Source organism: Guptibacillus hwajinpoensis (assembly GCF_001039475.1).
Classification (GTDB): domain Bacteria; phylum Bacillota; class Bacilli; order Bacillales; family Guptibacillaceae; genus Guptibacillus; species Guptibacillus hwajinpoensis.
Genome location: NZ_LELK01000004.1, coordinates 681,125 through 695,318 on the forward strand (window position 1 = coordinate 681,125; position 14,194 = coordinate 695,318).

The 14,194-nt window shown below is 38.3% G+C and carries 10 protein-coding genes and 1 riboswitch; of the genes, 6 read left to right on the forward strand and 4 right to left on the reverse strand.

Translation table 11 applies throughout. The annotated features are described in order from the left end of the window. Positions 1-68: 68 nt before the first annotated feature. Positions 69-1,403 carry a PAS domain S-box protein gene (locus AB986_RS13585; protein WP_048311657.1) on the reverse strand — a complete coding sequence of 445 codons (1,335 nt, stop codon included), beginning with the start codon at positions 1,401-1,403 and terminating at the stop codon, positions 69-71. A 249-nt stretch (positions 1,404-1,652) separates the two neighbouring features. Next, positions 1,653-1,736: riboswitch (cyclic di-GMP riboswitch) on the forward strand. 123 nt (positions 1,737-1,859) lie between these two features. Here AB986_RS13585 and AB986_RS13590 point away from each other — a divergent pair. Both AB986_RS13590 and AB986_RS13595 read left to right on the forward strand, forming a co-directional pair. After that, complete coding sequence (locus AB986_RS13590; RefSeq protein ID WP_048311658.1) at positions 1,860-2,039, forward strand: hypothetical protein; 180 nt, start codon at positions 1,860-1,862, stop codon at positions 2,037-2,039. 88 nt (positions 2,040-2,127) lie between these two features. Then, positions 2,128-2,409, forward strand: a complete 282-nt coding sequence (locus AB986_RS13595) for an AbrB/MazE/SpoVT family DNA-binding domain-containing protein (RefSeq protein WP_048311659.1) — start codon at positions 2,128-2,130, stop codon at positions 2,407-2,409. A gap of 708 nt (positions 2,410-3,117) precedes the next feature. On the opposite strand, the gene AB986_RS13600 is transcribed toward AB986_RS13595, so the two are convergent. The 3 genes from AB986_RS13600 to AB986_RS13610 all read right to left on the reverse strand — a co-directional run bounded on the left by AB986_RS13600 (position 3,118) and on the right by AB986_RS13610 (position 6,757). Continuing rightward, positions 3,118-4,047, reverse strand: a complete 930-nt coding sequence (locus AB986_RS13600; protein ID WP_053216185.1) for a CsxC family protein — start codon at positions 4,045-4,047, stop codon at positions 3,118-3,120. A gap of 174 nt (positions 4,048-4,221) precedes the next feature. After that, entirely contained in the window at positions 4,222-4,995 is a 774-nt protein-coding gene (locus AB986_RS13605) for a CsxC family protein (RefSeq protein WP_048311660.1), read from the reverse strand. Positions 4,996-5,299: 304 nt separating this feature from the next. Further along, the gene (locus AB986_RS13610) at positions 5,300-6,757 is read right to left on the reverse strand and encodes a recombinase family protein (protein WP_048311661.1); all 1,458 of its coding nucleotides are present in this window, start codon (positions 6,755-6,757) and stop codon (positions 5,300-5,302) included. 127 nt (positions 6,758-6,884) lie between these two features. On the opposite strand from AB986_RS13610, the gene AB986_RS13615 reads away from it, so the two are divergent. The 4 genes from AB986_RS13615 to AB986_RS13625 all read left to right on the forward strand — a co-directional run bounded on the left by AB986_RS13615 (position 6,885) and on the right by AB986_RS13625 (position 14,175). Then, on the forward strand, positions 6,885-7,118 hold the full coding sequence (locus tag AB986_RS13615; protein WP_152670992.1) for a hypothetical protein: 234 nt from the start codon (positions 6,885-6,887) through the stop codon (positions 7,116-7,118). A 180-nt stretch (positions 7,119-7,298) separates the two neighbouring features. After that, positions 7,299-7,448 (forward strand): hypothetical protein, encoded by a 150-nt coding sequence (locus AB986_RS22430; protein ID WP_161797382.1) that lies wholly within the window; start codon positions 7,299-7,301, stop codon positions 7,446-7,448. A gap of 149 nt (positions 7,449-7,597) precedes the next feature. Continuing rightward, on the forward strand, positions 7,598-9,682 hold the full coding sequence (locus AB986_RS21245) for a cell wall-binding repeat-containing protein (protein WP_053216186.1): 2,085 nt from the start codon (positions 7,598-7,600) through the stop codon (positions 9,680-9,682). Positions 9,683-9,945: 263 nt separating this feature from the next. Beyond that, on the forward strand, positions 9,946-14,175 hold the full coding sequence (locus AB986_RS13625; protein WP_048311663.1) for a cell wall-binding repeat-containing protein: 4,230 nt from the start codon (positions 9,946-9,948) through the stop codon (positions 14,173-14,175). Positions 14,176-14,194: the final 19 nt, after the last annotated feature.

Here is a 14,194-nt window from a genome sequence, read left to right on the forward strand (position 1 = left end):
CTTAATACATATATAGTCCGATTATCTAAGGGAAACGCTTATGTTTGAATAATTTAAAAGATCGGGAATTAATAATCAAGAGAAGGCCAAATAGTTGAGACTTTTTCGTTTAATGCAGCCGAAATCTTTCTGGCTGTTTCGATATTAGGCTTCTTTACTTTTCCTGTTCTAAGGTTTGAAATTGTCGCTTGAGTAAGATTTGTTATTGTAGCAAGTTCCGTCGTGTTGATATCCATTTCAGCCATTAGAAGTCTTAAGTTTTTCCCAGGGTCTCTAGGGTATTGTTCTTCGTTATAGAGGTATTTCATCCTCATTGATTGGTAATCAACAATAGAAACGATTACCTTATTGTGATTTAAAGTAAGAAGTTGTGTAGTAATCTCGACAGGGAGTTTCTCTCCATGTTTAGTTATATGGACGGATTTAAATGAGATGCTCTCATTTTTCCGGAATCGTTTAACGTGCTTGTATAGGATTTGATGTAAATCTGGTGGATGAAGATTAATGTACGACATTTCGAGAAGTTCATCTTTCGTATAGCCAAGTATTTCACACGCCATTTTATTCACTTCAATAAAACGACAAGTTGGGCCATTGGGGTTAAATTCACTTATAAATATACCTGAATGAAACGTGTTTAAAAGCATTCGAAAATTCTCTTTTGCTTTAAGGAGTTCATTTTTTAGATATCTTCGTTCCGTAATGTCTTTCGCAATTCCATAAACGCCACTGATTCTCTCTTCTTCTATTATAGGAATGCAAGTTACTTTAAGATCAATGGTTTTGCCATGCTTATGAAAGATTTGAATGACGGAAGTAACTTGATCATCGCTATCCTGAATTATTTCATTGAATTTCTCAATTGCTGCTTCTCTAAGTGGTTTACTAAGCAAATCAAATAAACGTAAACTTGCTAGTTCCTCTTTACTGTATCCTGAAATCTGACTACAGGCGTTATTTACAGAAGTGAATCTACCCTCGAGGTCTAGTGAAAACATTGCATCCGGATTCTTTTCAAACAGTAAATTGCATTTGCTTTTAAGATGATCAATCGAAGTGTTTTTTCCTGATATTAAACATTTTCCATCAGCCGTTTTGAACTGATTGACCAGAACAAGGGGTTCGTCGATTTCATTCCCATTCATTAAGGGCACTGCACTAGCTGTAATGATGATCCATTCTCCGGACCTCCTTTTATATCGGAATTTAATGGTATGGCATTCCTTTGCTTCGATTGTTTTGATAAGAGCTAGTTCGATTTTAGGAATGTCATCAGGATGAACTAAATGAAAGACGGAGGGACTCTTAAATAGTTTATGCTCTGGACCTAGAGTCTTTTGAATTAAATAAGAAACAAATTTTAATTTTCCCGTCTTACTTACAGCGACTGCTAGCTCTTCCATTTTATAACCACCTGCCTAGTTGAGTTATCCCATTTCTAAAGGCTAGTTTAATTATAGGTATGAAATAGATTAGAAATGCATACCCATTTGTTTACATTTGAATGCTTTAATTTGGTTCAGCATTTTTTTAAAAGGAATTTAATTACCTAATGATGGTAAAGAAAATATTACCAATGGTAAAAGCGCTTACTTTTTAATATATTATAATTAAAGCCTATTTTTTGATTAGTTAAAAAGCTTTCGAATTAATTAGAAGAGAGAGGCAATGAAATCGAGTCTTTATATGGGCACTTGGATTCGATGGAGCCAGTAGTGCAACCGACTATCTTTCTGAATAGAAGGGTGGTTTTTTTTGAGTGTTAATTACTTTTAAATTAAAATAATTAAGATCTGTTCAACAATAATAGGTAAGCATTTCTACACTTCAGCAACTCCATTATGGAGTGAGGAGGGGCAATGAAAACATATATTATCAAGGATGACTCCAGGGAATATCTCTATTTCCTTTTAGAAGACAACGGGTCTATAAAAATAATTCAGAAGAGTAGTGAAAAACAGAGCGAGCAAATCGTTTATTTAAGTGAAGAAGAAATAAAGGAATTAAAGAAAATTTTATCTGAAATACCTGATCAATAGTTATTTTCATAATCCCATTAACAAAACAACCTTTACTCCCATAAACTGTATGGACTCAGTTTTAATGTGGGAGAGGGAGGAGGCAATTATGAAATCAACTGGGATCTTAAGAAAAGTTGATCAATTGGGTAGGATCGTTATTCCAATTGAATTAAGAAGGGTTCTCGGAATTGAAACAACCGACGCCTTAGAAATATTCGTCGAGAATGACGCCGTCATTCTGAAAAAATATACACCTCGTATGACATGCCAGGTAACCGGTGACGTGTCCAGTCGCAACATCTCGCTAGCAGGAGGAAATATCGTGTTGAGTCCTGAAGCTGCGAAAGATGTTTTAGAGCAGTTACGTGAGGTTGTAGAGGGAGATTAAGGTTGTAAATAGTGAAGTACGTAATAGTGTAATTTCGAATCGGTTAGAGGTGTAATACAAAAGCCATCCTGTTAATAGGATGGCTTTTGTTATCTGGTATCTTTGTTGTAATAATTCTATTGATTCATATTGAATAAAAAAGCTGTCCGTACTGAACAATGTGGATAAAGGTGTTGCAGTTCATATTCGAGATTAAAATAGAACTCCATCCTGCTTGAGAGGATGGAGTTTTATAGATTATAGATTTAATAATTAGGAAGAACGTGTAGACCTAGTAATCCCAAATAATCTCATCTTCATAGGACTGGTGGCAACAAGTATCACTATCAACTTTTTTACATTTGCATATAAAACGTTTTTCGTGTTTTGTGGAGTGGTTCCATGAACAATGCTCAATTGGCTTACATTTACAAATCAGGTGTTTGTCCTGTTTTTTTCTACATCCATGTTCCTTTTTGATAGGTTCACATTTACATATGAATTTTATTTCTTTAGCACAACAACAATCATAAAAAAGAGTTCTGTATTCTTTGCACATTTATCTTCACCTCGTTTCTTATCCTGGCTTATTAATAGTTTATGTTTGAGCTTGGATGAGGTATAGGTAAATGAGTTAATACAGGTAACCATTTTATCAAGTGTACTATTGAAAAAACACCTTGTTAAAAGGTGTTATGTCAGAACATAATTGAATGTAAAAATCGTCCATTAAGATAATTGAACAAGCTGTTTTTGAAGCAAGGTAACAGTAAGGTTAAGAATCATTTTCTCTGACATTTCAGTGAAGATACCTTCAAAAGACGTCTCTTTCTTTTTGTTTTTTTCTTTACAGTGTAAACATTCCTTTTTAGTCTTACCTACTCTTTCTTTAGGAAGCTCAATATGAACAGTGAATCGATCGTCAAACAAAGAACTCTTTTTTCTACGATTTTTTTTCTTTTTGGGACGCATTTCTTCTTTTGCAGTACAGGTGCATTCTAGAATGATCTTTTTTTCTGGAAAAGGTTTAATAATCTTTCCAGGTTTGCGGTTAAGAGATTGATCAATCTCTAATATTTCGGCTTTCACTAGTTCACAAAATGGTAACTCATTAAAGAACTCTGTGCTTTGTTGGCTGAATTGTGACAAATCATCTGAAAGCAACTCGTCTTTTTCTGGATACCCTGAAGGGAGCTGAGCGGAAATCTTAAAATTGAATTCTTTTCTTGTATTAAAAAATGGGCCGACTGGCTGCGTCAAAAAACTTTCAATCGTGGTGTAGCATTCAAATGGAATATTAACCGTAAGAGATTTATCTTTTGTCTGGATCTCATTACGATTACAACTTATGGGATTAGAGGCATAGTGGATATTTTTACGAACATAGCCACTCATAAAAAGAGTTCCTTCGTTCTTGCCTGGTTCATGCAAAACTTTGCATTGAGTTAAAAACACTCGCTTTTTAATATCTTTTATCTCCAGTACATGTTCGTCTTCTGGAAACTCAATAGTTGCATGAGTTGGAATTTGAATGGTGAGCTTTTGTAATAAGACTGGAACTTTTACAATCGTACCACTCCCAGAAGTAGCAACCACTGGAACTTCATCAGCTATACATTCGTTAATGGCCGCGCTTCGAATCCTTGGTTCTATTTCCATTTATTATTCCCCCTTCATTCTTCATTTCATGATATTTTATGCGGTATCTACACAGTCGTTTGGACGAATCTCTAGTCATCGGCCTTTTTACATGCTTCATTATTTAGAATTGAAAAACATTTCTTATTGAATGGAAAAAAGCTGGTCCAAATGGACCAGCTTCAGAAAAGTTTTTTAGCGCCTTACGACAGTTTGCTTTTGAAGCAAAGTAAGAGTTAAGTCTAAAACCATTTTTTCTGATAACTGAGTAAATGTTCCTTCGCCTAGTACATCGCCATCAGATGAAGCTGAAATTGGAACTCGGTTCAATGATTCATCAATTTGAAGGAACTCTGCTCGGTTTAGCTCACAAAATGGAAGTTCATTAAAGTATTGTGTGCTTTGCTGATGGAACTGAGATAAGTCTGTTCCAAGCAACTCATCTTTTTCCGGAAACCCTGAAGGAAGATCTTGAGAAATCAAATATTCCCACTCAGCTCGTTGATTTAGAAATGGACCAACAGGTGAAGCATTTCCTTGAAACGTTACTTCAGTAACACAATCGAAAGGAACCGGCACTGTTAGAGAGCGAATGTTGGAACTTAATTGTGTGTCAAATTCACCTGATACAACACGTGGATTAGCTGCATATTTAATGTTTTTGCGTACAAACCCACTGATATATAGTTTCCCCGTTGTAACAGTGTCACCGCCTTCAGGATCACGTGCAACTGAAATCAATTTGCATTGAGTTAAATAGGCTCTTTTCTTGATGTCTTTGATTTCAAGTACGTTTTGCCCTTCTGGGAAATCAATCTCTGCATGCATTGGGATTTGAATATTATATTGTCCTAGAACAACTGGGACCTTGATATAGTCCGGACTACCGGGAGCTGGAACTGGGGGATTGTTTGTAGTATTATCACAAAAGTTTGTAGATGCAGATCTACGAATAGGTTTAAAACCCATATTTTTTCCTCCTAATATATTATAGTGAAGCTAGCACTTTGCTAGTTCCTTGTATAATAAATGCAAGAAGGAGTTAATATGAGACGGCATATTCATCAGGTATACAGCCTTTTTATTAAAGCTATGTTAGCTCATATTGTTGATTTCTCGATTTTTGGCTCATTTGAGTGAAACCTCAGTTTCACTCGCCTTTCAGCTTTGCTGAAAGGTCGCCCTGTGGTAACCAATTGCCTGAGCAAATGAATGTGCTCGAAGCGATTGGTAACCACAAGGCGTAAATGAGCCGAAAATTTTTTAGTCTCTTCTAAAGTCTCAGAACAATCTCGATTTTATTTCCTTCAATTAAGTTGACTTGATAGATAAATGTCTGAATTAACTTCTTAATTTCTTGAATATGAAGAGTGTCAATTATTTTTCCAATACTCTCACGTTGATCATAAAATTCGAGAACAAGTGAATTGATGGCTTCTAAATCATATAGTTGATTATTCTCAATCCCTTCTAGAATACCATCCAACCCCTCCTTCTCCCCATTCAAATCTTCCAACGAAATCAACCCCGCAGCATAAGCTTCCACTTTCCTTTCGTACCTTTTTTTCGAGGTGCGGATTTTTTGTTTGATACTGGCGTGAGTTTGATCTTCGTTCGGAATCACCTTTATCTCAGCCTTATGATCAACAGATTGAAATAAGGTTACTAACCCTTGTTTGAACCAGGCTTCTACGTCATCTGCACGAAATTGTTTCATGCTACATGTTCCTTTGTTTTTACTCGTTGAACAGCGGTAGACGCGATAGCGATTGTTTTTGGAACCGGACCATCCGATTATCATGCTTGCTTCGCATTTTCCGCACTTTAATAGACCTCCTAGTAAATGAGGACTGGACTTTGCGCGTGGGGCTATTTGTCGCTCTTTCATTCTGTTTTGTACGGCATCCCATGTTTTCTTATCAATAATCGGATCATGAGCTTCTTCAACGGTTATCCATTCACCATCGTCTTTTGATGTGCGCTTTTCTTTAGTGGAGTCGGACCGATTCCATACGAGCGTTCCTTTATATACCGGGTTGGACAACAATAGTTTAATTGTTTGAGTTGACCATCCTTTATTGAATTTAGAAGGAATTTCTTCGAAGTTTAGTTTTTTTGCGATCGCTTGGTAACCCATGCCTTTATTCAAGTAATCTTCGAAAATGAGTTTTACAATCTTTGCTTCGGGTTCAAATACAACAAGTTTTTTGTCCAGCAGTTGATAGCCGTAAGGACTTTGCGTCATCCATTTCCCTTGCCTTGCAGCATAGTGCATCGTTTCAAAGACACGCTCCCGGATGCTTTCTCGCTCGAATTCGGCAACGGCACCAAGCACCTGCATTGTCAATCTGCCAGAAGGAGTATTTGTATCAAAGGACTCACTGATTGATACAAAATCAACTTTGTACTCATAAAAAATATTGATCAAATTCAAAAGATCTAGAAGCTTTCGGCTAATCCGGTCGAGCTTTGTAACAAGTACTTTAGCAATTTTATTGTTTTTAACGGCTTTCATTAATTTTGTTAATTCTGGCCGATCAGTATTTTTAGCGGAAATCGCTTTTTCTACATAGACTTGCATGGGGTTCTCCCAACCCATTGCCCTGCAATAAGATCCCAAGCGTTCCTGTTGCTCGTGAAGAGATAAGCCATCTTTTGCTTGTTCATCCGTTGAAACACGGCAATAAAGGGCAATGGAACGATTGGCGTGTTCTGGTGGCTTACTTTCCATGTTGCTTCCTCCTTGTAACCGTCGTCTCGTCCCATTTATATGAGATGAAAGCTCATGTCATGAGTGTGTGAAATTGACAGGTTTGTCCCTGACTACTAATGGAATAGGTATGAGTAAGGGGGGATTCATGATGAATAACTACAAGGTAACGTTTTCGATGATAAGGGAGGAAGGGAAGATATCCTTTGAGAAACTTGAGGGAATTTCAAATGAAAAGCTTAGAAATAAACTCAACGATCAATTGACGAGCTGGGAGTATTCGTTGCGAGAAGCTGCGCTCATTCATTATCTCACTCAAGAAGTTGGTAAAGAGGAGGCTCAGAAGTTTAAAGTGACGTTTGTTCATAAAACTCCTAAATGATGGTGTGCCTTCCTTTTGCAAAGGTGCTTTTTCATAACGAGATCCCTTTAGAAAGAACACAATAAAAAGCAACAAATTCAAAATATTGTAATTTCTTGTTGATAACTAACACAATCGGTAATATGATAAAAATGAAATGTCATTCGTTGATAGATGTAAATGAAAAGGTGGTGACAAAAAATGCATGATGATCGACTTGAGCGAGTAGAGAATATGATTACAAATTTAATTCAGATTATTGGAAGCATGCGGAAAGAACAGCACATCCTCGAAGAAAAACTTCAAACTCTAAAGCAACAACAGCAGCACCTACTTCACGAACGTATTTAATCCTTCAATCATCCCATTTACGTCCTCTATCACTAAATCGATACAATTCACCATTTTTTTCTAACTCTTAATGTGATACTATTCAAGTGATTTGTCGAAAAATTCGTTATATACTCGTATTAATGAATAAGTAACAAACCACGGGAGAGGTGTCACAACTGAAATCTAAACAAATACTAGTCTTATTTCTTTTGAGTTTACTCTTTTCATTACATCCTGATGTTTCAAAAGCAGAATCAGAGAACAGCACAGAGCGTTTACTCGTTACATATGAAACGACAAAAGCTCCATCTCGCACTTCTGAACAGCCATCGAAAGTAGATGTGATTGATGTACCAGTAACAGAAGTGGAAGAAACCATTGATCATCTTACCTCCAAAAAAGGCATAAAACACGTTGAGAAAGATCAGCCAGTCTATCTTATGGGAGACGCTGAACCAAATGACTCTCTCTACTCTTACCAAAAGCCTTGGATTGATCAAATTAATCTATCTCAGAGTTGGAATCTAGCATCTACTAAGAAAAGCACTCAGACGGTTGCTGTTATTGATTCGGGAATTGATTTAACACATCCAGATTTGTTGGCGAATATCGTAGACGGCGTTAATCTCGTAACTCCTAGTAAATCCGCTCAGGACGTTGATGGACACGGAACTAGAGTAGCAGGACTCATTGGAGCGGAAACAAACAACAATCTAGGCGTGGCATCTCCTTCTCGAGGCACTTCAATCATGCCGATTAAGGTTATTGAGAGTGGCAAAGGTGATTTATCAAACGTTGTACAAGGAATACGGTATGCAATCGATCACGATGCAGACGTGATTAACTTAAGTTTAGGAAGCTACAATCACTCCTATGCTCTAAGAACAGTTATCGAAGAGGCTATAGCAGAAAACATTCTAGTCGTTGGGGCGGCGGGGAATGATAATGAGTCATCCGCCGTCTATCCGGCAGCATACCCAAACGTTTTAGCTGTTGCCGCTGTTGAAACAGGTTCAAAGGAGAAAGCTTCCTTTTCAAATTATGGGTCACTCATTGATCTTGCGGCGCCAGGAACTGAAATCTATAGTACTTCTCTGAATGGTACATATGAATTTGATAAGGGAACAAGTATGGCGGCTCCAATAGCAACGTCATCCGCCGTGCTGATAAATGAATCTGCCCCCTATCTAACGAATAAACAGACGATTAAACTCATGAAAGAGACGGCTGATCCAGTCAACCCTGGTTATTCTCTCGGTAGTGGGTTGTTGAATGTCGATTTAGCTGTACAAGGTGTAACAGAGTACAACCGAATATACGGTAACACAGCTATTGAAACAGCTGTTGAAATCGCTAAGAATAACTGGGACAAGCTTGAAGAACAAACGCTGAATATGGAAGGAGATACCATTAGAGGTAAGTTTGTCATCCTTGCCCGATCTGATGAATTTCCTGATAGTCTCGCAGCTTCTCCACTTGCTTCCAAACTGAACAGTCCAATATTATTAACGAAAAAGACCGGTATTTCTCCTGAAGTGTTAGCAGAATTAAAGAGATTAGAAGCTGATCGTGTATTTATTATAGGTGGCGAAAATGCTATACCAGAAAAGGTTTCAGATGAATTAAAATCAACTGGAATCACTCCAATTCGCATTGCAGGAGCCAATCGGTACGAAACCGCAACTGAAATTGCAAGTCTAATTGATTCTGAGAATGTAGACGAAGCATTTATTGTTTCAGGTGAAAAGTTCCCTGATGCTCTCTCGATTTCATCATTTGCGGCCAGGTTCGGAGCGCCAGTTCTTTTTACAAAGCAAAACACTTTACCAAAAGAAACGAAAGGTTACCTTGGTAAAAAGGTTCCAAAACGAGCATACGTGATAGGTGGTAAAGAGGTAGTTAGTGAAGATACCTATGCTTCTATTCCTTCAAATGAGCTAGAACGAATAGGTGGAGAGAACCGTTATGATACGAATTTTAAAGTACTACTGCGGTTCGGCGCATCTAAAACGAGTAAAAAGACGTACTTTGCTACAGGACTTAAATTTCCTGATGCTTTAACAGGTGGAGCTGCTGCGTCACGATCTGGAGATGCGATCCTTTTGCTTCATCCAACGAGGTATACAGAGGCAATAGAAAAATCACTATTGTACTTAACGAACAAGGGCATTAGTGACTATCGAATATTAGGAGGACCCGAAGCCATTTTACCTGAGAAGGCATGGGAGATTGATCGATTACTAGAAAAATAGAAAAGTGACCGGAAAACGTCAGTACAGATACTGGCGTTTTTTGTATGTTTAGGGGGAGGAAGGCACCTTCCTTTATTACACTTTTATGGACAAAAGTCCTATATTATCTACAAAATATCAAATTTTTTCACAATTTTTACAGTTATTTATTGACTAGGCACTATTTTCAAATTAAACTGAAAATAGTGAATTATTATAATAATATACCGCTTAGGGAGGGGCGAGTTGCAGGTTTTCACAAATTAAAAGGGGGATTTTAATAAATGAAGTTTAAGAAAAAGTTTCTTACAGTTGTTGCGGGGACATCGTTAATTGCTTCTTCATTTGCTGGGGTGACGACTTATAATCCTGAAAAAGCTGAAGCAGCTTTAACAGAAACAAAGAAATTCAAGCTTCCAGTTACACAGGAAATTGCATCACTTGCAGCTAGTGAACAAGCAAAGCAGGAACTGATTATTGTAGCGAATAAGCATGGTGGCCCTGATCTAACGAAAGAGCTTGAGAGTCTAGGGGTTAAGGTGAAAGAGAATACTAACAACTATCTTTATCTAGCAGAAGTTCCTACTCGCAAAATTTTACAAGTTTACCGTTTAGACTCAGTTGGAATGCTTGGAGCTAACAATGAAATTGTGCTAGATAAAAATAATCAAGAAGATACCGATCTTAAACCAATTGATAAAAATCCTGGAGAAGTTGTGAAACCTGCAACAGAAGAAACTCATTCAGCAACCGGTGTTGATGAATTTCATAGTAAGTACGATGGCACAGGGGTTAAAGTAGGTATTATTGATACTGGAATTGACCCTGGGCATGAAGCATTTACTCAGTACGATGAAGATGGAAAAATTGTATCTACTAAAGTTAAAGGTGTATTGGATACTGTCGGTGAGGGAGATGTGTGGTTCCGCCAAAAAGCAAGTGAAGGAGCTACAATAACAGTTAACGAAGGCACTTATAAAACCGAAGGTATCGATGATGAAGATGATACATATTATTTCGGTAGTTTAGAGCCGGCTTCTTATGAAACAGATCAAGAAGGGAAGAAATTATATCGAGATTTAAATGGAGATGGTAAAGGGGATTCTTATTTCGACGTTCTTTTAGTTGATGATGAAGTCTATATTGATACGGACCAAGATCAGGACTTTACTGATGAAAAGCCTTACGGAGAAGGGGATATAGACAATCTTGATGTAGACAAAGAGGATGATGTTGCAGGGGCAAACTTCCAAATTGCTTCACCAAGTCCTGCTTATCCTGGAACTGAATTCCCTAACACTACAAAATATCCATGGCCAGTAGCGACAGTCTTTTTTGACGGAGATGGTCATGGTACGCACGTTTCAGGTATTGCAGCTGCCAATGGTCCTGATTTAGTAGAGGAAGAGGAAGAGGAAAAAGAAGAAGTTAAAGATGAAGAAAAAGAAGAAAAAGCTACTCAAGTAAATGAATTTGGTGCTGTTGCAGTAGACGGTGTTGCACCAGGGGCTGATCTCTATGGACTAAAAGTATTTGATTCAGCTGGTAGAACATATGGATGGAGCATTGCAAATGCTATGTATCTAGCTGCAATCCCAGAAGAGCTTGGTGGGTTTGGAACAGACGTTATTAATATGAGTCTTGGTTCCTCTCCTGATTTAAATGATGGATCTGGAGCATATGGGAAGATCATTGAAGATATGGGTGAGTTATACGATACAGTCTATGTGACTTCAGCTGGTAATGCTGGGCCTGGTGTTGACTCGGTTGGTGCTCCTGGAGATAGTGTTAAGGCTTTATCTATAGGTGCATATATTAACAGCAAGATGTGGGCGACAGAGTATGGTGATTATCCATACGGTAAAAATGCCGATGGGTCTCCAGTAGATGGAGAAGGACTATGGTATTTTTCTTCGAATGGACCTACTGAAGATGGTCAGCAAAAACCAGACTTCGTTGCACCGGGATCAGCTTATGCTTCATTCCCTGTTCACTTAGGTAATTATGAAGTTCTTCAGGGAACAAGTATGTCTTCTCCTTACGCAGCAGGAGCTGTAGCGGTATTAAAGCAAGCAGCTTTAAAGGACCGTATTCCTTTTGATTTCGAGCTTGCACGCGAAGCGCTTATTCAAACAGCTGTTCATATCGACGGCTATACGCGTGTAGCTGAAGGAGCTGGACTCATTGACGTACCGGCTGCTTACGAATACATTCGTAAACACTACATTAACGAAGTGAAAGAAGTAAATGTAACGGTTTATCATGGTGAGAAAGTTTCTGGAGGCCCTGGTCTTTATGTACGTAACAAAGACGTACCAGAAGAAGTAACTGTTATGGTGGAGAACCCAACTGATGAAACAAAAAACCTTACCATCTCATCAGATTCTGAATGGTTCTCACCTTCAGTAGATAACATTAAGCTTGCACCAGGTGAATACAAAGAAATGACTGTAAGCTATGATAAGAGCAAAATGAATGTAGGCGTTAACGCTGGTACATTAATGATTGATGATCTTGATACTGCTTATGCAGAAGCTCGTTCTTTCCAGACAATCATTCTTGGTGAAGATTTCAAATCTGAGGATCGCTTCCGCATTACTCACGAAGATGAAGTACAAGCTTCTAAGACAAAGAGCTATTTCTTTAATGTGAAACCAGGTGCGCAGGAAATTCGATTTGCACTTGAAGCACTTAAAGAAAACGATGACTTCCAAGGCCGGGTCCGAATGATGGTCATTAATCCAGATGGGGACAAAGTTAACCCATTCCAGGGATATGCCGGCTATGATGAAGAGGATTCTCCTGGTATTGGTGTAGAAGACTACGTAGTGAAAAGCCCTAAAACAGGCGTATGGGAAGTAGCCGTTTATGGTGCTTCAGGTCCTAAAGAGGGCTATGAAATGAACCAGTATAAGCTTGAAGCATTCGTTCAAGATGTTGTATCTAGCCCAGGTAAAATTGAGCTTGGTAGTGTTATCCCTGGTACTGAAGTATCTAAATCAATCACATTTGAAAACTATCTATCTACTAAGCGCTCAGTTGAAGTAGTAGGCGGTGCGTTTAGCAAGCCAGAAACGTCTAAAACGCGTGAAACAGTAGCTGATAAAGGTGCTTATGATCGCACAATTACAGTGAAAAACAATATTTCACTAGATGTATCGATCGGAAACACAACAAATGGTGGAGACGATCTAGATCTCTATCTATATCGTTCGAAAGACGGTAAACTTCTTGGAGACTATATTGCAATTGACGCAGATGGTGACTCAGAAGAGTCGATTTCTCTTAAAAACCTAGCTGATGGAGAATACACAATCAGAGTAGACGGGTATTCAACTGTTGATCCTACAACTGATTTCGATTTCTCAATTACCGAAGCACAAGTACTCGAGCCAGGTGAAAAAGGCGCTGGTAGCATTGAAGTTACTGGAAAATCCAGTTTCGATTTAGGTGTTGGTAAGAAAGCAACAACAGATGTAAAGATCACAACTCCTGAAGATGGCGGTAAATATACTGCTGGAATATTCTTGACGGATAAAGCAACAGGTGAAGTACTATCCATTGTCCCTGTGAAAACTGACGGTGAAATGGTTGATGTTGTAGCTGGTGAGAATCGTATTGAAACAGCTATTGAAGTGTCTAAGGAAATGTATCCTGAAGGAGAAACAACAGACACAGTCTTCATTGCAACAGGATATAACTTCCCAGATGCACTTTCTGCAGGGCCACTTGCAAGTGCTTATGATGCGCCAATCCTTCTTGCTGGAAGCAAAGGCACGCTATCAGATGAAGTTCTAAATGAGATCTCCCGCTTGAAAGCGAAGAATGTTGTCATTCTAGGTGGAGAGAATGCGATTTCGAAGAAAGTAAATACCCAGCTTGCTAACATTGGTATTAGTACGGCTGATATTGAGCGTCTAAGCGGTGACAATCGTTATGACACGAACGTACAAATTATCAATAAGCTTGCAGAAAAAGGTTCAAAGAGTGAAGCAGTATTCTTAGCAACAGGCAAAAACTTTGCAGATGCTCTTAGCGCAGCTTCTATAGCTGGTGCAAATGATATGCCAATCATCTTAACCGATGGTAAATCACTAACTGACGATGCGAAAAAGCTAATGGCAGGTAAGTTGGTATATGTTCTTGGTGGAGATGCTGTCATTTCTGATCAAGTCGTTGATATGGCTGATGAAATTGCGACAACAAAACGTCTTGCTGGTGCGAACCGATATGGAACGCTTGTTGAGATCCACAAAGAGCTTGGATCAACAACGAATAACCTGTTCGTTGCAAATGGACGTAACTTCCCAGATGCTCTTGCCGCTTCTCCGCTTGTTGTGAAAGATCAAGGTAGCATGTTCCTTGTTGAAAGCAATAAGATTCCGAAAGAAATTGAATCTTATCTTGTTAAGTACTTTACAACAACAGATGTAAGTGGTGCTACAGTACTTGGTGGAGATAATGCAGTTAACAAAGAAGTAAGAGATCAGTTTAATAAGTGGTTAAATAACTAATCTTTTAGAAGCCGCTCAT